The following is a 24,227-nucleotide window of genomic DNA, read 5'->3' as shown; positions in this document are numbered from 1 at the left end:
CTAATTAAAAAGGTTTTCTATTTGCCATCTGGCTACAATACGTTTTCTTCCGAAAGGAACAGCTTTTAAGCGTCCTTGTTGAATCATTCTTTGAATGGTCCATCTACTAACACCAATTAATTGAGAAGCTTCTGTAACACTTAAAAAATCTTTATTGTTTACAGCATTAGGATTCTGAACCTCAACAACTTCATTCTTTTGCTTCATATCAGCATTAAGAGTTGCTTGGATTTTTTCTTTACGCTTTCTGGCCTTATAGGCTTTTTTAGCGCAAGAGTTACCACAATATTGAGTTACTGTTGTTCGTGCTGTAAACGCATTACCGCAATGTTTACAAGTTTTTGGGATGTATAAATTACTGCTCATAAATGGTGCTTTATGTAGCGTTATGGTGCAACGTGGGGCAATATGGTGCATCATTTCGCCACTATTTTTGCCAACAGATTCGGGCAACAAATCTGCATAACAGGCAACATATATGAAACAAATATAGTTAAAAAAGAGCAGTTAGGCAACAAAAAAGAATATGTAAACCTTTGAAAAACAGATAAAAACCAATAAAAAGAAACTCAATTACTTTCCGATGCAAAAATTAGCGAATATATTCCCCAACAATTCATCATTGGTTACTTGCCCTGTAATTTCCCCAAAATGGTACAAAGCCTGACGAATATCTATAGCCAATAAATCTCCAGATAAGCCAGATTCCAAGCCATGTTTTACTTTATCAATATCTTCAAAAGCTTTTAAAAGTGAATCGTAATGACGGGAATTGGTAACAATGGTGTCGTTATTTTTTAGTGCGCCTGTGTTAACAAAACCCAATAAGGTATCTTTTAAAAGCTCCACGCCTATGCCTTCTTTTGCCGATAATAATACAAATTGGGCATTCTCAATATCCTCTAAAACACGGTTTAATTTAGATTTAGCATCTTCTGAAAGTTTATCAATTTTATTAGCAACAATTAAAAGGGGTTTTAGGGGGTACTTATTCTTTATTTTTTCTAGTTCTATTTGTACGTTTCTGGATTTATCTGCATCCTGAGCCATAACATCGGCCTCAAAAAGATAGACGACCACTTGGGCTTGTTCAATTTTTTCAAAGGTTTTCTGTATGCCCAAGCCCTCAATAACATCTTGGGTTTCACGAATTCCAGCGGTATCGATAAATCTAAAACCTATGCCACCAATGGAGATTTCGTCTTCTATGGTATCCCGTGTAGTTCCTGCAATCTCGGAAACGATTGCACGCTCTTCATTTAAAAGTGCATTTAAAAGCGTAGATTTCCCTACGTTAGGCTCCCCTACTATGGCTACGGGTATTCCGTTTTTAATAACATTCCCAACGGCAAAAGAATCTATCAGTCGTTTTAAAACAAACGTGATACGCTCTGTTAATGCTTTAAATTGGGTTCTATCGGCAAATTCAACATCTTCTTCTGCAAAATCGAGTTCTAACTCTATTAATGAAGCGAAATTCAGCAATTCTTCACGGAGTTTGGCGATTTCCGAAGAAAACCCACCACGCATTTGCTGCATGGCTATTTGATGACTGGCTTCGTTATCACTAGAAATTAAATCTGCTACAGCTTCTGCTTGAGACAGGTCTAATTTGCCATTTAAAAACGCACGTAATGTAAACTCTCCGGCTGTTGCCATTCTACATCCTTTTCTAAGAAACAATTGGATGATTTCCTGTTGAATGTAATTAGAACCATGGCAAGACACTTCCACTACATTCTCGCCAGTATAGGAGTTTGGATCTTTAAAAACAGAAACCAAAACCTCATCAATGGTTCTATTCTCGTCAACAATATGGCCTAAATGAATGGTATGTGTAGCCTGTTTACTCAGTTCTTTTCCAGAAACAGACCTGAATTGGCGTTCTACAAATCTTATAGAATCACTACCTGATAGCCGTATTACAGCTATGGCACCTGCTCCAGAGGGTGTTGCCAATGCAACAATTGTATCGTCGTGTGTCATGCTACAAAAATACTAAATTAGAACTGCGCGCCATACTCTAAAAAATACTTATAGAAAAAAACAATTTCATCAAGAAAAAAAAATGCAAAACAAATAAAATCTAACATGGCCTAACATTCAAAAACATGTCGCTCTAAAAACTAAAAAAGCATGATTATTTCAAATAAAGCACGATAGCCATACAGCCATGGCGTATATAAGTAAATCCACGTACCGCTAAACCCTAGCTAGCCTAAAGTCACTAAAATTTAGAATACTTGCACGCCATTTATTTTAAACAAAAACAAATTATCGCACTATCTAAAACATAGAATATTAGAAGCTATAGAACAAGGTTTAAACCAAGTAAATACCATCGGGCTTGATATCTATCAAACGCTGTTTGTACAGGGTACCAATGGCTTTTTTAAAGTTTTTTTTACTCATTTGAAGTGCGTTTTTAATCGCCTCGGGATCAGATTTGTCCGTAAGATTCAAATAACCATCATGATCTTGCAACTCCTGCATAATACGCTCTGCATTAGGCTCGATATTACGGTATCCTATTTGGCCAAGCGCAATATCCAACTTGTTACCGGGACGTATTTTCTTCACCACCCCCTTTAAACGATCACCTACACTAAGGTCTCCAAAAATGTTGTCTTTATAGATTAATCCAGCGTGTGTTTTATTTACGATAACATTCATGCCAATATCTGAAGGATGAGACACAATTAAATCCACTTCATCAAACTCGCTAACCGTTAGTTCTTTATTATCTAAAAATCCATTGGTCTTACTAGAAGCCACGAGTCTATTTGTTTTGTCATCTAGATAGCAATACACAAAGTACCATCCTCCTGGTTTCATAGGAAAAGCTTGTTCCTTAAACGGGCAGAACAGCTCTTTCACTAAGCCCCAATCTAAAAACGCACCATAGTCCGTGACTTGATTGCAACGCAAAAGCGCGAAATCATTTAACGTTATATATGGCCTATCTGTTGTGGCAACAGGTCTTTCCTCATTATCTAAATACACAAAAACCTCAACCTTATCATAGATTTTAAAAGTTTCTGGAACGTATCGATTTGGCAATAAAACTTCGTTTCCTTCTGTATCGACTAGATAAACACCTTGTTCGGCTTCTCGAAGTATTTCCAGCGTATTAAATTTACCTAAATGTATCATGCGGCAAAGATAATGATATTGCTAAAAAAGATAATAGAAATAAGACTAAAGAAAATGGAATACCATTTAATTTTAAAAAAAAGGGTTTGAAGCGCCAATAAAAGCCCTTTACAAAAAAAATCCATCTTGATTTTTTTGCTAAACACTGCAAAATCAAGATGGATTTAATAAAAAAATTGCTAAAAAAGGTTTAAAGAAATGCGTTTTATTCTATAGTCACCTCTAAAGGGCTTGCTATTTTTTTAGCAAAAGCATCTAAATAAGCTTCCCAGGCTTCTTTAGTATTAAATTGTTTACTTTTTTTCCAAGCAAAACCAGCATAATACGTTACAGCATTATCGATAACATTTAGGTGTGCATAAGCATTACTTTCGTCCTTAGCTTCTGTATCATAAGTTTCGAATGCAGAAAAGTACTTTTTAGGTGCAACAATAGCTGTTCCAATTTCTGAATCGCCATGTGGTTGCCAATAATTCACCCATCCGTTCTCGTCGCTACCTGATACAACACCATCTTTTTCATGCAAGGTAAGCCCTGCCGAGATAGTTGCCGAACCTTCTATTTTAGTATCAAATTTAGAGAGGTTGTTGCCATAATCTAATGTAATGATTTTACTTTCTTTTATCTCGTTTCCACCAGCATCCCAGTTGGCATATTCCAAATAAAAACTAGTTCTAAGAGGGCCCGTGGTAATGGTGCGCCATTTTGTATAGTTTTTAGAATAGTAATATTTACCATCTTTATTAACGGCAATACCCCCTACACCTCTACTTATACCGACATGAAAATCGTCTAGTCCTTCTCCACTATCTACGTGATAAGATGATATTTTTTCCAAATCTTCTTTATACCACTTATTGATTATAGGGTATTCTACCCTTTTTAACCAAGCATCCACTCCACTAGAAAGGGTTGGCTGTGGAAGGTTGTTTTCGGCACGATACTGCGCATCAGGACCATACACACGAAACGCCACTCTGTTGTTTTCCCAGGTATAATCGTCTGTACGTTCGGGAACAAAACGGGAATAGCAATACTCTATCGTTTCTGGACGTTCTGCTTCTGAAACTTGTACAACAGCATATCTTTTTTCGGAATTTGCTGAAATTTCAGGTTGAAACAATAACTCATCCATAACACCGTCACCATCATTATCAACAGTTTGAGTGATTTGCAACGCATTGGTTTCAACATCCCGGATTCCAACAGTAGATAAATCTTCAATACCTAGAAAATCTTTTGTAAGTTCTACGGTTTCAAAAGCTCTTTCTGTATCGAGCGTGTTTTTTATAACAATGATTTTATCCGTCTTTTTTTGTGAACAAGAAGACAAAAGCACTGTTACTAAAACAAAAAATAGCGACTTTGTTATTTTCATTTTGAATTATTATAAAAATTAATATTGTTTTTCAATTAACTTTCGTTGGATGGTTTTCCTATAGTTGCAAGAATACCTCCATCTACATACACCACGTGTCCGTTTACAAAATCACTTGCTTTAGACGATAGGAATATAGCTGCACCTTGCAAATCTTCTGGATCTCCCCAACGGCCAGCAGGTGTTCTTCCCATAATAAACTCGTTAAAAGGGTGTCCGTCTACACGAATAGGCGCTGTTTGGCTTGTTGCGAAGTATCCTGGTCCAATACCATTGGTTTGAATATTGAATTTAGCCCATTCTGTAGCCATACTTCTAGTTAACATTTTCAAACCACCTTTTGCAGCAGCATATGCGCTTACAGAATCTCTACCCAGCTCACTCATCATAGAGCAAATGTTGATAATTTTACCACCACCGCGTGCTATCATGCCTTTTGCAACATATTTAGATACTATAAATGGCCCTACTAAATCTACTTTAATAACAAGTTCAAAGTCTTTAGTTTCCATTTCAACAATAGGCGTTCTTTTGATAATCCCCGCATTGTTTACCAAAATATCAATAGGACCAACTTCTTTTTCAATCTTTGCGATAGCTTCTTCAACAGCTTTATCATCTGTTACATCAAAAACATAACCATATGCTTTTAAGCCTGCCGCTTTATACTCGGCCACAGCTTCTTCTAAAGCATCATTAGAGTTATTGTTTACCACAATAGTTGCACCCGCGTTTCCTAATCCTTTCGCCATGGCCATACCTAAACCGTGAACGGCACCAGTAACCAAAGCTATTTTTCCTGTTAAATCAAATAAGTTAATTGACATATATAATTGTTTATTTTAAGTGTTTATTTTAATTCGTTTATTTTACATACATCCATATCGCCATAATCTAAGTTCTCGCCTGCCATACCCCAAATAAAAGTATAACTGCTTGTTCCTGATCCAGAGTGAACAGACCATGGTGGCGAAATAACAGCTTCGTTATTGGCCATCCAAATATGTCTGGTTTCTTGAGGCTCTCCCATGAAATGACAAACGGCTTGATCTTCTTGTACTTCAAAGTAAAAGTAAACTTCCATACGTCTATCATGAACGTGTGCAGGCATGGTATTCCATGAGCTTCCTGGCTTTAAAGTCGTCATTCCCATTTGCAATTGGCAAACATCTACAACGCTATTTACTATATATTTTCTCAATGTTCTTGCATTGGCTGTTTCTGCAGACCCCAATTCTATAACCTCAACATCATCCGCTCCAATCTTTTTATTAGGGAACGATTTGTGTGCCGGTGTTGAATTCAAATAAAATTTGGCAGGTTTACTGGACGATTTACTAGAAAAAGAAACTTCTTTATTACCTTGACCTAGATATAATGCTTCTTTATGCTCCAAAACATAATCTGTACCATCTACAGAAATTGTTCCTGTATCACCTATATTGATAATCCCTAATTCTCTTCTTTGAAGAAAAAATTCAGATTTTAAAGCATCGATGGTTTCCAAAACAACCGTTTTGTTTGTTGGAACAATACCAGCAACCATAAACCTATCATAATGTGAATACACCCAGTGTATTCCGTCTTTTACCATTAAATCTTTTACTAAAAACTCATCCCTAAGCTCTGTAGTATCCATTCTTTTTACTTCTCTAGGAGAAGCTGCGTATCTTACTTCGTAGGTAGTACTCATAATTAAAGTGTTTTAAATTTAAAGCAAAAGTAATAAATTTTTATCAAAATACAATCGATTGTATTCTGGATTATAATTATATTTGCTAAACTTATATGTAAATTTGATTTCGTGTCCAAAAACTAGTGATGAAAAAAGAAAGAGCAACCATTCATGATATTTCCAAAGCCCTAGGGATTGATAGTTCTACTGTGTCTCGGGCTTTAAACGATAGTCCACGGGTTTCTCAAAAAACAAAAGGCCTTATTATTAAAAAAGCCAAAGAACTGGGTTACCAACGCAATAGCCTGGCATCCAATCTCCGCACCAATAAAACACACACTATAGCTGTAGTAATACCAAGAATTTCTAGATACTTCTTTTCCACGGTTATTGCGGGTATTGAAGAAACGGCACATGAAGCTGGATATAATGTGCTTATTTGCCAATCCTTAGATTCCATCGATAGGGAAAAGAAAATAATGTCTACATTAATATCCAATCGTGTGGATGGCATTATCATCTCCATCTCTATGGAAACCACAGACTACAAACACCTTGAAGCTTACCAAAGTCTTGAAAAGCCTATTATATTTTTTGATAGACCCTGTTTTTTAAAAAACTGCTCTAATATTACTATTGATAATGTTCATGCTAGCTTTATGGCTACAGAACATCTAATTTCTCAAGGATGTACCCGTATAGCCCACTTGTCTGGATCACAAAAAATTGAACTGTATAGACAACGCCAAAAAGGCTATATGGCTGCATTAAAAAAACATAATTTAGAAGCTAACGCAAAGCATATTTTTGAATCTGGTCTGTCTGAAGAAGATGGGATGGCCTCCGCTAAAAAAATCTTGGAATTAAAAGGTATAGACGGTGTTGTATCTGCTAACGACACTGCCGCCATAAGTGCTATGAAATATTTTAAAACACAAGGCGTTAAGGTTCCGGAAGACATTGCGGTGGTAGGTTTTAACAACGATCCTATTTCGGCAATTATAGAACCCTCTTTAACAACCATACACCAGCCCGCTTTTGAGATTGGAAAAATGGCTTCTCGCACCTTGTTAGAACAAATGACCGATAATTTAAAAGAACAACAGATATCGTCGACCTTATTGGACTCTGAATTGATAATTAGAAGTTCCAGTCAAAAAAAATAACGAGAAAAAATCAACTCTTTTTGGAAGACGCTCTTACCACCAACTCGGCGTTTAAAATCTTTTTCTTTAAGGATACTTTCTCTTTTGGATTTTCAATACGATAAAGAAAAGCCTCTGCCGCAAACCTACCAATAGCCTCACTATTTTGGTTTACTGTAGAGATAGACGGACTTACATACGATGTAAAAGGTTCGTTCCCAAAGCCCACAAGAGCAATATCTTCTGGCATTTTTACACCGTGTTCTTTTAAAACCTGTAACGCTCCTAAAGCAGCAAAATCTCCCGCAGCATAAACAGCATCCGGTCGTTGTGGCAATTTTAGCAAAGTTTCCATTTTTGCCCTACCATCTTCCAAACTTAAATTGCCTTCCAATATCAAAGCATCTTCTATAGGCAATTGATGTTTATCTAAAGCATCCCTATAGCCTCTAATCCTGTTTTTATAAATTCGGGTATGGTTATAGCCAGCAATATGTGCAATCCTTTTACAGCCTTGCGCTACTAAATGATCTACAATTAAATGACTGCTTTGGTAATCATCGATTCCAATATAATCCACTTCCAAATCATTTTCACCGCGATCAAACAGAATCAAAGGAATGCCTTTAGCCTTAATTTTCTCATAATACGAAAAATCTAACGTTTCATTCGCTAATGAAGCAATTATACCATCCACTTGTGTAAATAAAAGCGCATCGATACTCTCACACTCCTGCCTGTAAGATTCATTAGATTGTGAAATTATAACACTATATCCTTTTTCATTTAAAATTTCTTCCATACTTTGTAAGACTGAAGAAAAGAAATGACTATTCGCTTTTGGGATAATAAGACCTACCAAATTGCTTTTTCCTTTTCTTAGAGCACTTGCCAAATGATTGGGTTGGTAATTTAAATTTTTAGCCACCTGTATCACATCAGCTTTAGTCTTGTCACTAATTCTAGGATGGTCGCTCAAAGCTTTGGATACCGCAGATGGCGTAATACCCAAAACATTAGCAATATCTTTTATGGTTGTTTTTTTTTTAGTTATCAAAAATTTTATATATTTGTTCAAACGTTTGAACAAAACTAAGCTTTTTAATTGAAAAACAAAGGGTATTATTTTAAATTTTAAATATAACGCAAACATTAACAAGCTGTTTAAAAGCCATACGAGTGGTAGATTTAAAGAATGAATAGCACCATCTTTTTAAAAAAAGTGTTCAAACGATTGAACGAAAGCATATAAATTAAACCAGAAATCATAAACATTAAAAAAAACAAAAATGAGTAGAGTTGTAACATTTGGAGAAATCATGTTAAGATTAGCTCCTGAAGGATTTTTAAGATTTTCACAAGCAAACAGTTTTGACGTTGTTTACGGAGGTGGGGAATCAAACGTGGCCGTATCTTTGGCCAATTACGGTATTTCAACCGATTTTGTTACCCGTTTACCAAAAAATGACATTGGTGAATGTGCTATGATGGAAATGCGCAAAAGAGGTGTTGGCGTAGATAAAATTGTATGGGGTGGCGAACGTTTAGGAATCTATTTCTTAGAAACAGGAGCGGTATCTAGAGGCAGTAAAGTGGTTTACGACAGAGCTCACTCTTCAATGGCGAGCATCCAACCCGGTATGATCAACTGGGAAGAAGTATTTAAAGGCGTAGAATGGTTCCATTGGACTGGTATTACACCAGCTATTTCTCAAAGTTCTGCCGATGTTTGTTTAGAGGCTGTTAAGGCTGCTAGCAAATTAGGAATTACAATTTCTACTGACTTAAATTATCGTGCAAAATTATGGAACTACGATGGCGACCGTGAAACCATCATGACTGAGCTAACATCGTATTGTGATGTTATTCTTGGAAATGAAGAAGATGCTGAAATGCATTTTGGTATTAAACCAGAAGGAATTAGCGTACAAACACAAGGACATGATGTTAAAGCTGAAGCCTTCTTATCTGTTTGTCAACAAATGATGAAAAAATTCCCAAGAGCTAAAAAAGTAATCACCACTTTGAGAGGTTCTATCTCTGCATCTCACAACACATGGGCAGGTGTTCTTTACGATGGTAAAAAAATGTACGAAACCCGCCAGTACCAAATAACGGATATTGTAGACCGTGTTGGTGGTGGAGATTCATTTATGGGTGGATTGATCTACGGTTTGTTAACTTACCCTGATAACGATCAAAACGCATTGGATTTTGCTGTAGCTGCATCCTGTTTAAAACACACCATTAAAGGAGATGCCAACTTGGTAACCGTTGATGAGGTTAAAAAACTTATGGGCGGAGACGCTTCTGGTCGAGTAGCAAGATAATACTATATTTATAGGCCTGCAAGGTCATTACTGCCCCGATACCCCTTAAAAGTATCGCAGTAATTTACCTTGCAGGTTTTTCTAAAATAAACGTTTTATCCGAACATCTAAATTCTCCAAAAACTCTTTATGGAAAAGTCCATTGCAATTATTTGTGGGGGTGGCCCTGCTCCTGGCATTAATACCGTTATTAGTACATTGGCCAAAACATTCTTAAAGGACGGTTATAAAGTCATTGGTGTCCACCATGGCTATCAGGGCTTACTTTCTGATGAGCCCGAACTAAAGATTTTCGATTTTCACCATGCCGACCGTATTTTTAGTCGAGGGGGATCTACATTAATTATGAGTAGATTTAAACCTAAAGACAGTGACTTTAAACCCGATTTTTTCAAAAAACATAATGTAAAATTATTAGTAACCATTGGAGGAGACGATACCGCATCTACCGCTAATAGGTTAACCAAATACCTCCAGGACCAACACCTAACAATTTCCCACATCCATGTTCCTAAAACCATCGATAACGATTTACCCTTACCAGATAGAAACCCTACTTTTGGGTTCCATACTGCTAAAGATGAAGGTGTTCGTATTGGCAATACGGTTTATGAAGATGCCCGAACCAGCGAGAACTGGTTCGTTATGTCTGCCATGGGGCGCTCTGCAGGACATCTAGCCTTTGGGATTGCATCTGCTTGTCATTTCCAAATGATGATTATTCCAGAAATGTTCAACAAAACTAATATTACATTTGATAAGATTATCAATATGATCATCTCTTCTATCGTTAAATGTAAAATTAAAGGTGTTGAGTACGGTGTCGCTTTGGTTAGTGAGGGTGTTTTTCATTTTATGGATGAAGAAGAAATCATAAATTCTGGCATTAACTTTACTTATGATGATCATGGGCATCCAGAACTAGGCAACGTTAGTAAATCGCATATATTCAATTATCTGTTACAGGTTAGGTTGAAAGAAATTGGGCTACAAATAAAATCTAGACCCGTAGAGCTTGGCTACGAATTAAGATGCTGTAACCCCATTGCATTCGATTTAACACTATGTACATTGTTAGGTATTGGTGTTAAAAAGCTATACGACCAAGGGATTTCAGGCTGTATCGTGAGCGCCAATTCCAGAGGAGATATTTCGCCATTATATTTAAAGGATTTTGAGGATGAAAATGGCAAGATTCCCCCAAGATTGGTGGATATCGACTCCGATATGGCACAACTGTTTATTAAGAACCTTTTCTACATTCAAGAAAAGGATTATGAAAACGCAAAACAATATGTTTCCAATCCAGAAGCATATGATTTCAAAAAGATATTAAATTGGGACTAAAGTAATACGTCCTATATAAAAGAATTACAAATTCCAATATAAAAAATATTGGAAAATTAAATCATTATCATTAAAAAAAACAATAATATGGCACAATTTTCAAGATTAGAAGTCGCTCAAGTAATGAAAGAAACCGGAATGGTTCCATTATTTTTTAGCAACAATTTAGAATTAAGTAAAAACGTATTAAAAGCTTGCTACGATGGTGGTGCGCGTTTAATGGAATTTACTGCAAGAGGTGATTTCGCTCACGAGGTTTTTGGTGAATTAACGAAGTATGCGAATAAAGAATTGCCAGGCATGATTATGGGTGTTGGTTCTGTAACCGATGCCGCTGCAGCATCTTTATATATGGCTTTAGGCGCTAACTTTATAGTAACGCCTGTTTTAAGAGAAGATATTGCCATCGCATGTAATCGTAAAAAAGTATTATGGTCTCCAGGTTGTGGAACGTTAACTGAAATTGCTAGAGCCGAAGAATTAGGCTGTGAAATCGTTAAATTATTTCCTGGTGATATATATGGCCCTCAATTTGTAAAAGGCATTAAAGGCCCACAACCTTGGACAAGCATTATGCCTACTGGTGGTGTATCTCCAACTGTTGAAAACTTAACAGGATGGTTTAATGCTGGTGTAACTTGTGTTGGTATGGGCTCTCAATTGATTTCTAAAGACATTATCGCCAATAAAGATTATGCAAAGCTTCAGAAAGATGTTAAAGCAGCTTTAGATATTATCAAATCGATTAGAAAACAATAAAAATAGAATTGTCTGTATAGAAAAAACACCTCATCTGTTTTTCAAACCTATGAGGTGTATAAAATCTATAAGAACAAATACCAAAAAGCGACGCTAATTTTAAAGTTAGCGTCGCTTTTTTTATACAAACGTATTATAAGATTTCTATCCCTTTATACATTTTAAATATGTAATGCCCTATCACCAGTGGCTGCTAATGCTGCTTCTTTAATAGCCTCCGTGTAAGTGGGATGTGCATGGGACATTCTTGATATATCTTCTGCAGATGCACGGTACTCCATTGCCACAACCGCTTCTGCAATCATATCTGCAGCACGAGCACCAATCATGTGCACACCTAAAATTTCATCTGTAGCTTTATCTGCCAGAATTTTAACAAAACCATCCAAATCCATACTCGCTCTACTTCTTCCTAAAGCACGCATAGGGAAAGACCCTGTTTTATATGCCACATCAGCCTCCTTAAGCTGCTCTTCCGTTTTACCTACTGCAGCTACTTCTGGCCAAGTATACACCACGCCTGGAATTAAGTTGTAATCGATATGTGGTTTTTGTCCTGCCAAAGTTTCTGCTACAAACACACCTTCTTCTTCTGCTTTATGTGCCAACATTGCGCCTTTTACTACATCACCAATGGCATAAATATTCTTTGCCGAGGTTTGTAATTGGTCGTTTACCTCAATTTGTCCGCGCTCTGTTAACGTTACTCCTGCGGCTTCAGCATTTAAGCCATCTGTATATGGACGTCGGCCTACCGATACCAAACAGTAATCGCCTTTAAATTCTACTTCATTTCCTTTTTTATCATCGGCCTTCACAATAACCTCGTCCCCTACACGCTCTACAGATTTTACTTTATGAGAGGTGTTGATTTTAAATTTTTGTTTCTTTAAAACCTTATTAAGTTCCTTAGATAAGCCAGCATCCATTGTTGGAATAACCCTATCCATAAATTCGATTACAGATACTTCTGCTCCTAGTCTTTTATATACCTGCCCAAGCTCCAAACCTATAGCGCCACCACCAATCACAATTAAGTGCTTTGGTATTTCTTTTAATTTCAGGGCTTCAGTAGAGGTTACAATGCGCTCTTTATCAAGTTTTATAAAGGGAAGGCTAGAGGGTTTACTACCAGTAGCAATAATGGTGTTTTTCGCTTCAATTTCAATAGACTCTTCTCCAGAAATCATGATATGGGTAGCGTCTTTAAAGCGCCCCAAACCTTGATAAACATCAATATTGTTCTTTTTCATTAAAAAATCGATACCACCGGTAGTTTGGTCTACAACCGATTGTTTACGGGCTATCATTTTTTCAAGATTCACCTTAATATCTCCAGGAATCTCAATACCGTGCTCCTCAAAGTGCTTTATAGCATCTTCATAATGATGTGAAGAATCTAAAAGTGCTTTACTAGGAATACAGCCTACATTTAAACACGTACCACCAAGGGTCGCATATTTTTCAATGATAGCAGTTTTCATTCCCAATTGTGCGCAACGTATAGCTGCTACGTAGCCCCCAGGGCCAGAGCCGATAATGGCTACATCGTATGAATTCATATTATAAGATTGACGTTTTGATTTTAAACTGATATCAAAAATACAAATGTTTTATGGGAATTAAATAAAAAAAAGCCAATAATGGCTGTTATTATGGTATATACAGTTCGCTAGACACTAATTTATTTTTTATTCAAAAAAACACATTTAAAAAACAAAACAATTTTAAATTATGTAATTTTGTGTTTATGCAAAACAGGGTTAACATACAGAACAAAAAGGCACGTTTCCAATATGAGATATTAGATAAATATACAGCTGGGATCGTCTTATCGGGAACCGAAATAAAATCCATTAGAAGCAGCAAAGCCTCTATAGCAGAGAGTTTTTGTGAGTTTAATGATAAAGGAGAATTATTTGTAATTAATATGACTGTGGAAGAATATGCTTTTGGCAATTATTACAACCATAAGCCTAAGGCCGAAAGAAAACTGCTTTTAAACAAACGAGAGTTAAAAAAACTTTTAAAGGAAGTGCAAGCCAGTGGCTTAACCATAGTGCCTCTACGCTTATTTCTAAACGAAAAAGGCTTGGCAAAATTAAGTATTGCCTTAGCTAAAGGTAAAAAATTATTTGACAAACGAGAAGCTATAAAAGATCGTGATAATAAACGCGACCTGGATAGGATAAAAAAAAGTTATAAATAATTACAAAGCCGCCTTAACGTTAAAATATTATTGTTTTTTTAAAATCTAAATAATCAGATGAAAAAATATGTAACCATACTCTTGTTGTTTTCTTTAATCTTTTCAGCTCAGGCTCAAGATAAAACCCTAATAGATTATTCCGATAAGGTTCAAACCCTAGATAGTACCCTAGAGACGTTTTACGCCGTTATTTCGGGGGAAAAAGGCGCCAACCGAAATTGGACACTTTTTAAATATCTATTTAAACCTGGAGCCAAACTTATCCCCTCGGGAAGAAATAGCGAAGGGGCACATTTGGTAAGTTATCTATCGCCCGATGATTATATAAAAAAATCTGACAGTTGGTTAAAGGAACAAGGTTTTTTTCAAAAAGAAGTTTCCCGAACCATAAACACGTTTGGCAACATCGCCCAAGTTTTTAGTACTTACGAAACTTACTACAGCCACACCGACGAAACTCCTTTTATGAGAGGCATAAATAGCGTACAATTATTAAATGACGAAGAACGTTGGTGGATTATAAATATATATTGGGCTCATGAGACGGAAAGCAATTTTATACCACAAGTCTATTTACCCAAAGAAAGAGGTAGAACTTATAGCAATTTTCAATAATAACTAAGCCTGTAGATTAAAACGGGAACTACAGTTTCAATTCTTATCTTCTAAAAGCGGAACGAAACGGAATTCGCCAAATTCATGTTGTTCAAATTCTTTAGCACCTTTTCTAATAAAAAGAGTCATCACTTGCACAGCATCGCCAACAGGAATAACGAGCCTCCCTCCTATTTTCAACTGACTTAAAAGGGGTTTGGGCACAAAAGGAGCACCCGCTGTTACAATAATACCATCAAAAGGCGCCTCGTCTTTTAAACCTTTATAACCATCTCCAAAAATAAGCTTCTTAGCACGATAGCCCAATTTCGGTAAAAAATTACTGGTTTTTCTAAAAAGTTCCTGCTGGCGCTCAATACTATATACATGCACGCCAAGTTCGCACAAAACAGCTGTTTGGTAACCGCTTCCTGTGCCAATTTCTAAAACCTTGTCTGTTTTATTAACTTGTAATAACTCCGTTTGGAATGCCACTGTAAAAGGTTGTGAAATGGTTTGGTCTGCCGCAATGGGAAATGCTTTATCTTGATATGCATGGTCTAAAAAACTAGAATCCATAAACAAATGCCTTGGAACCTTTCCTATCGCATTTAAAACTTTTTCATCCCTTATCCCTTTGGTTATTAAAATATTAACCAATTGCTGCCTTAAGCCCTTATGTTTAAAAGTATCTTTCAATTCGTATTGCGTTTTTCAACGTCTAAAAATAGACAATCCTTTTATAGCTTAAAAGGGTTTAATAGATTATTATTTTTTAAATGAAGCAGATAAAATTTAGTTGAAAATATATGGAATTCGTACTTTAAATATGTTATTTTTGTTCAAAACGTTATAAAATATGTTAAAAGTTGGTGTACTTGGTGCTGGACACTTAGGAAAAATTCATTTAAGACTTCTTAAGCAATCTGAGAAATATAAATTAGTAGGGTTTTATGATGCCGATAAAGTGAATGCCCAAAAAGTAGAAGCTGAATTTGGCTATAAATACTTCGACTCTATTGAATCCCTTATCGAAGCTGTAGATGTTGTAGATATTGTTACCCCTACACTTTCTCATTACGAATGCGCCAAACAAGCCATAGCCAAAGGCAAGCATATTTTTATTGAAAAACCCATTACCAATACTGTTGAAGAAGCGGAACACATCCGAGAGCTTTTGGCCAAACATAATTTACGCGGCCAAGTAGGGCATGTAGAACGTTTTAATCCAGCCTTTCTGGCTGTAAAGAACGATATTAAAGCCCCCATGTTTATAGAAACACATCGTCTTGCAGAATTTAACCCTAGAGGGACAGATGTACCGGTGGTTTTGGATTTAATGATTCATGACATAGATATTATTTTAAGCATTGTAAAATCTAAAGTAAAGAGTATTTCTGCCAGTGGTGTAGCAGTTATTAGCGATACCCCAGACATTGCTAATGCCCGATTAGAATTTGAAAATGGCTGTGTTGCCAATTTAACGGCTAGTAGAATTTCACTAAAGAAAATGCGTAAAGCTCGGTTTTTCCAAAAAGACGCTTATATTTCTGTAGATTTTCTAACCAAAAAATGTGAGGTCGTAAAAATGAAAGATGCTCCTGAAACTCCAGGAGATTTTGATATGGTACTGCAAAATGCCGAAGGTGTTAAGAAACAGATTTATTTTGACAATCCAAAAGTAGCCGATAACAATTCTATTCTCGACGAATTGGAAACCTTTGCAGATGCTATTAACAACAATACAACACCAGTAGTAACGCTTCACGATGGTACAGAAGCGTTGCGTATTGCGACCCAAATTATTGCTTGTTTTTAAATATAAAGCGGTAATTTACAAATAATTCATATCCATATTGAGTTATAGGTGGTGGTCGATGAAGGCGCGAATATCTTCGGCTGCTTGACCATGTACATTATATTAATCTTTTTTATATGAAACATATAGCAGTAATAGGTGCTGGAACGATGGGAAATGGTATTGCCCATACGTTTGCACAAAACGGATACAAAGTCAATCTTATCGACATCCATAATGGCGCCTTAACAAAAGGGATTGCTACCATTACAAATAATCTGGACAGAATGGTTTTAAAAAACACCATTTCCGAAGCAAAAAAGATAGAAACTCTTTCGAATATCACATGTTCAAACACTCTTAAAGAAGGGGTTAAAGATGCTGTACTCGTTATAGAGGCTGCCACAGAAAATAGAGATTTAAAATTAGATCTTTTCAAACAATTGGATGCAAACTGTTCTAAGGACACCATTTTAGCAACCAACACCTCCTCTATTTCTATTACTCAAATTGCTGCTGCTACTGTAAGACCAGATAAGGTTATCGGAATGCATTTTATGAATCCTGTACCGATTATGCCCTTGGTAGAAATAATAAAAGGCTATAGCACGAGCCATGCTACAGTCCAAACTATTATGGACGTCTCTAAATCATTAGGGAAAACGCCCATTGAGGTAAAGGATTACCCAGGCTTTGTGGCCAACCGCATTTTAATGCCCATGATTAACGAGTCTATTGAAACACTTTATAACGGGGTTGCTGGTGTGCAGCATATCGATACCATTATGAAGTTAGGCATGGCACACCCTATGGGACCTTTGCAATTAGCAGACTTTATAGGTTTAGACGTGTGCTTATCCATACTAAATGTGATGTACAATGGTTTTAAAAACCCCAAATATGCTCCATGCCCATTATTAGTTAATATGGTGGCGGCTGGAAGGTTAGGCATAAAATCGGGTGAAGGTTTTTATGATTATTCGATCAGCAAGAAAGCAGAACACATAGCCCAACCCTTTCTCTAATTCTATTTATATATAATTTGATAACCCATATATAGTACGTTAATATGCCTATAAAAGAAAATTTAAACCATATACAATCCTCCATACCAAAACATGTTACGCTGGTAGCAGTTTCAAAAACCAAACCCATTACCGATATTATGGAGGCTTATCATGCTGGACAACGCATTTTTGGTGAAAATAAAATTCAGGAAATGGTAGAAAAACATGAGGCCATGCCAAAAGATATTGAATGGCATATGATTGGTCATGTACAGAAAAACAAAGTAAAACACATGGCCTCTTTTGTAAGTTTAATACATGGCGTCGATCATTTTAAATTGTTGAAGGAAATAAACAAGCAAGCCAAGAAACAGGAGAGAACTATTGATTGTTTATTGCAAATAAAAATAGCTAACGAAGCTTCTAAATTTGGGATGACCAAAATCGATGCTCTTGAAATCATCCAATCCGAGGCGTTTTCAAAACTAGAAAACCTAAGGGTTACTGGACTTATGGGCATGGCCACCTTTACAGATAACGAACAACAAATAGAACAAGAGTTTAGATACTTAAAAAACACATTTAATGAGTTGGAATCGTTTAAAACCCTTAACTTTAACCCCAAAATTATTTCCATGGGCATGAGCGGGGACTATCCTTTAGCGATAGACTGTGGCAGTACCATGATTAGGGTTGGCAGCAGTATTTTTGGTGAACGGCATTATTCAGAATAAAAACATACTGAAATGGCGGCAAACCTAATCCCTTAAAAAACATTTTATTACTTTTTAACATTTAACGCATCGCTTTATTTACGCAATATTAGACATAGAAACCACGGGGGGTAAATTTAATGAAGAGGGCATTACCGAAATAGCCATATATAAGTACGACGGCCATGAAGTGGTAGATCAATTTATAAGCCTTGTAAACCCAGAACGTGACATCCAGCCTTTTGTGGTAAATCTTACTGGAATTAACAGCAATATGCTGCGCAACGCCCCTAAGTTTTATGAGGTAGCAAAACGTATTATAGAAATTACAGAAGACTGTATTTTAGTGGCCCATAATGCCGATTTTGATTATAGAATTTTGTGTACTGAATTTAGAAGGTTGGGTTATGATTATGAACGCCCATCGCTTTGTACGGTAGAACTATCCAAAAACCTGATACCAGACCAAGCGTCTTATAGCTTAGGAAAATTAGTAAGGGCTTTAGGCATTCCTGTTAGCGATAGGCATCGTGCGTCTGGCGACGCTCTTGCTACGGTTAAGTTATTCAAAATGTTAATCGACAAAGATTCTACAAAAAGCATTATTCAAGAATCCATTCGGCTAAATCCAAAAAAACAATTAGAACCTAAACTTATTGACATTATTGCGAGCCTGCCATCCATTACCGGCGTGTATTACATCCATAATGCCCAAGGAGATATCATTTATATTGGTAAAAGTAAAAACATAAAAAAACGCATCAACCAACACTTTACCAATAACAATCATAAATCAAAACGCATTCAACATCAAGTGGCTGCGGTAACTTACGAGGCTACTGGTAGCGAACTGGTGGCGCTTTTAAAAGAAAGTGAAGAAATAAAACAAAACAAACCGAAATACAATCGGGCATTAAGGCGAACTGTTTTTACACATGCGCTGTACAGTTTTAAAGATAATAACGGTTATATAAATTTAAAAATCGATATTGTCGACGGTAGAAAAAACCCCATTACCACTTTTAGCAATCGCGAAAGCGCTAAGAGCTTTATCGAAAAAGCTATTACAGATTACAGCCTCTGCCAAAAATTAACAGGTATTTATAAAACTAAAAACAGTTGTTTTAATTACGACATAAAAATGTGCGAAGGCGCATGTATTCTGAAAGAAGCTCCTGAAGATTACAATAAACGTGTGGAAGCATTGATTCATAAAAATAGCTATAAAAACAAAAACATGGTTATAGTAGATGTTGGTAGAGCAGTAGATGAGCGCTCTGCTATCCTTATTGAAAATGGTGTTTTTAAAGGGTTGGGCTTTTTTAATTTGAACTACCAAATCAGTAATATAGAGGTTTTGGAAACCATTATTACTCCTATGGAAAACAATAGGGATACCCAACATATCATCCAAAGCTTTCTGCGCAGAAACAAACGCCTCAAAACGATTGAGCTTAACCATAAGTGATTTTTAATCAGCTTTCTTTCTTATTTTTGCTGCATGGATAAAATTTCAAAAAAAAACTGGAAGGTTAGACTTCACGACATCATCTATGAAGCAGATACACCTGCTGGCAAGTTGTTTGATGTGATTTTATTAATCACCATTTTAGCTAGTATAATACTGGTTATGCTTGAGAGCATAAGAAGTTTTGATGCTCGATTCCATAGGTTTTTAAACATTTCAGAATGGATTATTACCATTTTATTCACCATAGAATATATTGCTAGAATAGTTACGGTAAAAAAACCTTTAAAATACATTACCAGTTTTTATGGTATTATCGATTTGCTCTCTACCATTCCAAAATACATATCGTTGATATTAGGAGGGATTCATGCTCTGGCTGCATTACGCGCTTTGCGCTTACTTCGTATTTTTAGAATCTTAAAATTAGCCCGTTATATGGGGGCTTCCAATTTATTGATATCTGCTTTAAAAGCAAGCCGTGCTAAAATCTTAGTCTTTTTATTTGCGGTACTCATTCTTGCTATAATTTTTGGCACACTTATGTATTTAGTAGAAGGCGAGCAAAGTGGTTTCACGAGTATTCCTGTGAGTATATATTGGTGTATTGTTACCCTTACAACTGTTGGTTTTGGAGACATCACCCCTGTTACACCCTTAGGCCAAATTATAGCTGCCTTTATCATGATTTTAGGTTATGGCATTATTGCCGTGCCTACAGGTATTGTTTCGGCAGAATACTCTACAAGAAATAGATTGGGAGCTCCAGAAAAAGCCCCAAGCATACACCTTAATACCCTATCCTGTGCAAACTGCATGAGTGAAAAACATCAAGATGGCGCCGAATTTTGCTCTAACTGCGGGCATACTTTAAACACTTAATTTTTAGATAACCTCTTAAATAAACACTATTATTAATTTACAATTTAAATATCTCATTTCTATAGTTGGCCCAACAGCCATTGGAAAAACGGCTTTAAGCATTAAACTTGCAAAACATTTTAATACGGAAATAGTATCGGCAGATTCTCGACAGTTTTATAACGATATGACTATTGGTACCGCCGTTCCCTCGTCAACTGAATTGGCCGCAGCCAAGCACCATTTTATTCACCATAAATCCATACACGACCCGTATAATGTTGGTGCATTTGAAAAAGAGGCCCTGCAAGCCTTAAAAACTATTTTTAAAGAGAATGCAACTGCCATTATGGTAGGCGGTTCTGGTTTATATTTGGATGCTGTAACAACAGGCTTAGATCATTTTCCAGAAATGGATCCCAGCATACGTGAATCTTTAAATAATGAACTAGAAACGAAAGGAATTGCTTCTTTACAAAACCAACTAAAAACGCTAGACATTCAAACCTATAACACCATAGCCATTGACAATCCACATCGTGTGATTAGAGCTTTGGAAATTTGCATAGGTTCGGGAAAGCCCTACTCCTCTTTTTTAAATAAAGGAAAAGTTAAACGTAATTTTAAAACCATAACCGTAGGGTTAACTGCCGATAGAGAGGTTATTTATAAGCGCATCAATCAACGAGTAGATATTATGATAGAAAGCGGCCTTTTAGAAGAGGTTAAGTCCTTGCTTCCTTTTCAACATTTAAATGCCTTAAACACCGTAGGATACAAAGAGTTATTTCAGCATTTAAATGGTGCATGGTCATTGGATTTTGCTGTTTCGGAAATAAAAAAGAATAGCCGACGCTTTGCAAAACGCCAATTAACTTGGTTTAAAAAAAATGAAGAAACCCTTTGGTTTGATTTTGAAACACCTTTAGAAGACATCATTTTATCTATACAACAGCACGTAAACCGAATAGAAGAGAACTGCTAAACCCCCACTTTTACTAAAAACCGACTTTTAAAACCAAAAAAAATAGAAATCTGTTTAAAAGAGTGTTATTTGTCCTTTGTCATCCTTTTCCGAGCTATCAGAATCTTCTTCTGTTTTAAGTGGTTTTAATTCGTCTTTAACTTCATCCCCTTCCGAAGATACTTCAGTTTCATCTACCACATCCAAGTCGTCGGCATGAACTTCTTCTGGCGTCTCGTAAGGCAAAGGATCCAGTGCATTAATATGTTTTACTTTAGAAGTTGTTAGCGTATTCCCTATGGCCTTGATGCCCTTAACAGCAATAAATTCTTCAAGATTGATTTCAAGGTTCTCTTTTGGATCCTTGCCACGTTCTTTTCCAAAAACGACCTCTACCATAGGCTTCCAATCGGTAGAAACAATCTCTAATTGCGATTTTTCATGTTCGGTAATAAAGACTTCCTCTTTGTTCTCATTTTCAATTAAAAAGCGCTTTACAAAATGGCGTTCCTTTTCACCATCATAATATATGGCCGAAATAGGTTTGTTTGGCTTCCATTTTTCAAGAACAATCATATCATCGTCAAAATGTGCCGTTAGTTCTGGTAAAATAGTTTTTACAGTACCAGATTGCGTAATAACCAAAAGACGGTCCTCTCCTTTAAACTCTCCTATAAGCGCTCCCCTTTCATCAACATTTAAGCGCTGAACGGTTTCATCAAACCAGATTCTTCTAGGTTTTAAAGTAGAAATCCCTTTTTCTTTTAATTCCACTTTCTTTATACTATACTTAGTAACCAAGTTACCTTTGGATAAACGACCTTTTATAAGAATTTCAGCAAAATCGATATCCCACTTTAATTTTTTAACGCTTCCAGATTGACGTAAAAGCACGGTTACAACTTCGGCTTCCCCGTTGGGGTTTGCAGAAAAATATAAAACAGACGATTGCTTATTTCCATTGGTTAAATCGTACTCTCTATCTCGAGTAATACTGGTTACTGCGAACCGTTTAATATAAGAAGGCCCATTTTTTCCATCACGATAAATCATGTTGTAAATGGTACGCTTATCTTTCTTTTTAAAAACAGCCACATGTAGAATGTCCTTACCAATAAATGTTTTAGAATCTACTTTGGTGATCATCATTTTACCTTCTTCTGTAAAAATGATAATATCATCAATATCGCTACAATCGCATACATACTCGTCCTTACGTAAAGATGTGCCAATAAACCCTTCTTTTCTATTTACATAGAGTTTAGTGTTTCGTATAACCACTTTTGTAGCATCTACATCTTCAAAAGCCCTAAGTTCTGTTTTACGTTCTCGTCCAGCACCGTATTCCTTTTTCAATCTTGTAAAATAGGCAATAGCATATTCAATAAGGTTTAAAAGGTGGTGTTTTATCTGGGCAATTTGATCTTCTAAGGCATCTATCTTCTGTTGAGCCTTATCAATATCAAATTTAGAAATGCGCTTGATCCTAATTTCTGTTAAGCGCACAATATCATCTTCCGTAACAGGACGTTTCAAGTGTTTTATATGCGGTTGTAATCCCTTATCAATGGCATTGATAACACCTTGCCAAGTTTCTTCTTCTTCAATATCACGATAAATCCTCTTTTCAATAAAAATACGTTCTAAAGAAGCAAAGTGCCACTGCTCTTCCAGTTCGTTTAATTTTATCTCTAAATCCTGACGTAATAAATCCACTGTATTATCCGTACTACGGCGCAACATTTCTGTAACACCCACAAATAACGGTTTATTATTTTCAATAACACAACCTAAAGGGGAAATGGACGACTCGCAGCTGGTAAATGCATACAGGGCATCTATGGTTTTATCTGGTGATAGCCCTGCCGGTAAATGGATGAGTATTTCAACTTCGGCTGCGGTATTATCTTCTATTTTTTTAACTTTTATCTTACCTTTTTCATTGGCTTTTAAAATAGACTCAATTAACGACGAAGTGGTCGTTCCCGAGGGAATTTCTGTAATAACCAAAGTGCTTTTATCAAGCTGGGAAATTTTAGCCCGTACCCTTACCTTACCACCTCTAAGGCCATCGTTATAATCTGAACAGTCTGCAATACCTCCTGTTGGAAAATCTGGAAACAATGTAAACCGCTTTCCTTTTAAGTGTTTTATAGACGCATCGATAAGCTCTATGAAATTATGCGATAATATTTTGGTTGACAATCCTACGGCAATCCCTTCGCCCCCTTGTGCCAGAAGCAAAGGGAACATAACCGGTAGGTTTACAGGTTCTTTTCGGCGTCCGTCGTAACTAGCTTGCCATTCGGTTATTTTTGGATTAAAAACCACATCCAGCCCAAACTTCGAAATCCTAGCCTCTATATAACGTGAGGCCGCTGCACGATCCCCTGTTAGAATATTGCCCCAATTCCCTTGTGTATCGATGAGCAGGTCTTTTTGACCGATTTGAACCATCGCATCTGCAATACTGGCATCCCCATGGGGATGGTACTGCATGGTGTGCCCAACAATATTTGCGACTTTATTATAACGACCATCATCCAAATCCTTCATAGAATGCATGATACGGCGCTGTACAGGCTTAAAGCCATCTTCAATTGCGGGAACCGCACGTTCTAAAATTACATACGAAGCATAATCTAGAAACCAATCTTTATACATTCCAGAAATCCTGGTAATGGTTTCTTTGGGTTCGTCTTGCTTGTTAATCAAATCGTCGTTTTGGTCTTCGTTCATGTTATCAAATTCCTGTGAAGCATTCCCAGCTTTATTTGGGACTGTTAATTTTAATTTTGAATATTTAAATATCGGTTATCGGTGTAT

22 protein-coding genes are annotated in these 24,227 nt (G+C 36.4%); 12 read left to right on the top strand and 10 right to left on the bottom strand.

The window, feature by feature from the left end; translation table 11 throughout:
• The 6 genes from ACFFU9_RS06965 to kduI form a co-directional block, all read right to left on the bottom strand.
• The gene (locus tag ACFFU9_RS06965) at positions 1 to 420 is read right to left on the bottom strand and encodes a helix-turn-helix domain-containing protein (protein WP_223825816.1); all 420 of its coding nucleotides are present in this window, start codon (positions 418 to 420) and stop codon (positions 1 to 3) included.
• A 153-nt stretch (positions 421 to 573) separates the two neighbouring features.
• Entirely contained in the window at positions 574 to 1,986 is a 1,413-nt protein-coding gene (gene mnmE / locus ACFFU9_RS06960) for a tRNA uridine-5-carboxymethylaminomethyl(34) synthesis GTPase MnmE (RefSeq protein WP_379860676.1), read from the bottom strand.
• A gap of 336 nt (positions 1,987 to 2,322) precedes the next feature.
• Entirely contained in the window at positions 2,323 to 3,153 is an 831-nt protein-coding gene (locus ACFFU9_RS06955) for a CvfB family protein (protein ID WP_379860675.1), read from the bottom strand.
• Between the two features lie 205 nt (positions 3,154 to 3,358).
• A complete protein-coding gene (locus ACFFU9_RS06950; protein ID WP_379860674.1) occupies positions 3,359 to 4,531 on the bottom strand; it encodes a BT3233 family polysaccharide utilization protein in 1,173 nt (390 codons plus the stop codon).
• Positions 4,532 to 4,566: 35 nt separating this feature from the next.
• Positions 4,567 to 5,358 carry a gluconate 5-dehydrogenase gene (locus tag ACFFU9_RS06945; protein ID WP_379860673.1) on the bottom strand — a complete coding sequence of 264 codons (792 nt, stop codon included), beginning with the start codon at positions 5,356 to 5,358 and terminating at the stop codon, positions 4,567 to 4,569.
• A 23-nt stretch (positions 5,359 to 5,381) separates the two neighbouring features.
• Positions 5,382 to 6,224: a 5-dehydro-4-deoxy-D-glucuronate isomerase gene (gene kduI / locus ACFFU9_RS06940; protein WP_379860672.1), complete on the bottom strand. Its 843-nt coding sequence runs from the start codon at positions 6,222 to 6,224 to the stop codon at positions 5,382 to 5,384.
• A 128-nt stretch (positions 6,225 to 6,352) separates the two neighbouring features.
• Between kduI and ACFFU9_RS06935 the strand changes: the two genes are divergently transcribed.
• Complete coding sequence (locus ACFFU9_RS06935) at positions 6,353 to 7,372, top strand: LacI family DNA-binding transcriptional regulator (protein WP_379860671.1); 1,020 nt, start codon at positions 6,353 to 6,355, stop codon at positions 7,370 to 7,372.
• A gap of 10 nt (positions 7,373 to 7,382) precedes the next feature.
• Here ACFFU9_RS06935 and ACFFU9_RS06930 read toward each other — a convergent pair whose 3' ends face one another.
• Positions 7,383 to 8,408 carry a LacI family DNA-binding transcriptional regulator gene (locus ACFFU9_RS06930; RefSeq protein WP_379860670.1) on the bottom strand — a complete coding sequence of 342 codons (1,026 nt, stop codon included), beginning with the start codon at positions 8,406 to 8,408 and terminating at the stop codon, positions 7,383 to 7,385.
• A 232-nt stretch (positions 8,409 to 8,640) separates the two neighbouring features.
• Here ACFFU9_RS06930 and ACFFU9_RS06925 point away from each other — a divergent pair, with 232 nt between their 5' ends.
• From ACFFU9_RS06925 to ACFFU9_RS06915, 3 genes are all read left to right on the top strand, one after another.
• Complete coding sequence (locus ACFFU9_RS06925) at positions 8,641 to 9,681, top strand: PfkB family carbohydrate kinase (RefSeq protein ID WP_379860669.1); 1,041 nt, start codon at positions 8,641 to 8,643, stop codon at positions 9,679 to 9,681.
• 129 nt (positions 9,682 to 9,810) lie between these two features.
• Complete coding sequence (locus ACFFU9_RS06920; RefSeq protein WP_379860668.1) at positions 9,811 to 11,028, top strand: 6-phosphofructokinase; 1,218 nt, start codon at positions 9,811 to 9,813, stop codon at positions 11,026 to 11,028.
• An 87-nt stretch (positions 11,029 to 11,115) separates the two neighbouring features.
• Complete coding sequence (locus tag ACFFU9_RS06915; RefSeq protein ID WP_379860667.1) at positions 11,116 to 11,787, top strand: bifunctional 4-hydroxy-2-oxoglutarate aldolase/2-dehydro-3-deoxy-phosphogluconate aldolase; 672 nt, start codon at positions 11,116 to 11,118, stop codon at positions 11,785 to 11,787.
• A 161-nt stretch (positions 11,788 to 11,948) separates the two neighbouring features.
• Here ACFFU9_RS06915 and lpdA read toward each other — a convergent pair whose 3' ends face one another.
• A complete protein-coding gene (gene lpdA / locus ACFFU9_RS06910) occupies positions 11,949 to 13,349 on the bottom strand; it encodes a dihydrolipoyl dehydrogenase (protein WP_379860666.1) in 1,401 nt (466 codons plus the stop codon).
• Positions 13,350 to 13,537: 188 nt separating this feature from the next.
• On the opposite strand from lpdA, the gene smpB reads away from it, so the two are divergent.
• Positions 13,538 to 13,996, top strand: a complete 459-nt coding sequence (smpB, locus tag ACFFU9_RS06905) for an SsrA-binding protein SmpB (RefSeq protein WP_379860665.1) — start codon at positions 13,538 to 13,540, stop codon at positions 13,994 to 13,996.
• A 57-nt stretch (positions 13,997 to 14,053) separates the two neighbouring features.
• Positions 14,054 to 14,611 (top strand): hypothetical protein, encoded by a 558-nt coding sequence (locus ACFFU9_RS06900; RefSeq protein WP_379860664.1) that lies wholly within the window; start codon positions 14,054 to 14,056, stop codon positions 14,609 to 14,611.
• Positions 14,612 to 14,647: 36 nt separating this feature from the next.
• On the opposite strand, the gene ACFFU9_RS06895 is transcribed toward ACFFU9_RS06900, so the two are convergent.
• Positions 14,648 to 15,289 carry a protein-L-isoaspartate(D-aspartate) O-methyltransferase gene (locus tag ACFFU9_RS06895; protein WP_379860663.1) on the bottom strand — a complete coding sequence of 214 codons (642 nt, stop codon included), beginning with the start codon at positions 15,287 to 15,289 and terminating at the stop codon, positions 14,648 to 14,650.
• A gap of 160 nt (positions 15,290 to 15,449) precedes the next feature.
• Here ACFFU9_RS06895 and ACFFU9_RS06890 point away from each other — a divergent pair, with 160 nt between their 5' ends.
• The 6 genes from ACFFU9_RS06890 (at position 15,450) to miaA (ending at position 21,422) form a co-directional block, all read left to right on the top strand.
• Positions 15,450 to 16,409, top strand: coding sequence for a Gfo/Idh/MocA family protein (locus tag ACFFU9_RS06890; protein ID WP_379860662.1), 960 nt, complete (start codon positions 15,450 to 15,452; stop codon positions 16,407 to 16,409).
• Between the two features lie 116 nt (positions 16,410 to 16,525).
• Positions 16,526 to 17,413: a 3-hydroxyacyl-CoA dehydrogenase family protein gene (locus ACFFU9_RS06885; RefSeq protein WP_379860661.1), complete on the top strand. Its 888-nt coding sequence runs from the start codon at positions 16,526 to 16,528 to the stop codon at positions 17,411 to 17,413.
• Positions 17,414 to 17,457: 44 nt separating this feature from the next.
• Positions 17,458 to 18,129: a YggS family pyridoxal phosphate-dependent enzyme gene (locus tag ACFFU9_RS06880; RefSeq protein WP_379860660.1), complete on the top strand. Its 672-nt coding sequence runs from the start codon at positions 17,458 to 17,460 to the stop codon at positions 18,127 to 18,129.
• 76 nt (positions 18,130 to 18,205) lie between these two features.
• On the top strand, positions 18,206 to 19,576 hold the full coding sequence (locus ACFFU9_RS06875) for an exonuclease domain-containing protein (RefSeq protein ID WP_379860713.1): 1,371 nt from the start codon (positions 18,206 to 18,208) through the stop codon (positions 19,574 to 19,576).
• Positions 19,577 to 19,609: 33 nt separating this feature from the next.
• Positions 19,610 to 20,458 (top strand): ion transporter, encoded by an 849-nt coding sequence (locus ACFFU9_RS06870; protein ID WP_379860659.1) that lies wholly within the window; start codon positions 19,610 to 19,612, stop codon positions 20,456 to 20,458.
• A gap of 31 nt (positions 20,459 to 20,489) precedes the next feature.
• Positions 20,490 to 21,422 carry a tRNA (adenosine(37)-N6)-dimethylallyltransferase MiaA gene (miaA, locus tag ACFFU9_RS06865; protein WP_379860712.1) on the top strand — a complete coding sequence of 311 codons (933 nt, stop codon included), beginning with the start codon at positions 20,490 to 20,492 and terminating at the stop codon, positions 21,420 to 21,422.
• A 54-nt stretch (positions 21,423 to 21,476) separates the two neighbouring features.
• Here the strand turns inward: miaA and ACFFU9_RS06860 are convergent, their stop codons facing one another.
• Entirely contained in the window at positions 21,477 to 24,140 is a 2,664-nt protein-coding gene (locus ACFFU9_RS06860) for a DNA gyrase/topoisomerase IV subunit A (protein ID WP_379860658.1), read from the bottom strand.
• Between the last annotated feature and the right edge of the window lie 87 nt (positions 24,141 to 24,227).

This window comes from Mariniflexile ostreae (assembly GCF_042427585.1).
Taxonomy (GTDB): domain Bacteria; phylum Bacteroidota; class Bacteroidia; order Flavobacteriales; family Flavobacteriaceae; genus Pseudalgibacter; species Pseudalgibacter ostreae.
This window is presented reverse-complemented; position numbering and strand designations above follow the sequence as displayed.